The sequence below is a fragment of the Myxococcus xanthus genome, assembly GCF_013116825.1.
GTDB classification, from domain to species: Bacteria; Myxococcota; Myxococcia; order Myxococcales; family Myxococcaceae; genus Myxococcus; species Myxococcus xanthus_B.
This window is the reverse complement of the sequence record NZ_JABFNS010000329.1, coordinates 1-420: the sequence shown is the minus strand read 5'-3', so window position 1 is coordinate 420 and position 420 is coordinate 1. Positions and strand designations below refer to the sequence as shown.

Here is a 420-nt window from a genome sequence, read left to right as displayed (position 1 = left end):
GAACAGGTCGGACATGGTGTTCGTGGTCGCGTCGCAAGCGTGATTGAGGCAGGGCAAGCGCAGGCCGCCTTCGATCGAGCGCAGCAGGGAGAAGTGCGTGTAGAATTCGTCGCTCTTCACGCCGTGCCGGCCGTAGTTCGTGTCAACGATCGTGAGCACCTGGTTCACCGTCGGCGAAATGCTGTAGTCGTCTTCATCCCACAGCACGACGATGGCGTTGTGGCCTTCCTTCCACGCCGGCGAATTCTTGATGGCGTGAACGATCGTGCTTAGCGTCTGATCGCCAACGCTGATCAGCGCCGGGTTCAAGCCCTGTTGCGTGCCGTTGTCGTTCGGGTCGAAGTCGCACTGGGGGCCGCCGTTGGCGCGCCCATGCTGGTCGTTGCACTGATTCGGCGCGATGAAGGAGAAGGTCGGCAC

1 protein-coding gene is annotated in these 420 nt (G+C 61.7%); it reads right to left on the bottom strand.

Translation table 11 applies throughout. The features are described 5' to 3' along the window. Positions 1-420 (bottom strand): alkaline phosphatase family protein (locus HNV26_RS37555; RefSeq protein WP_216613098.1); only part of this gene is annotated, 420 nt, incomplete at both ends.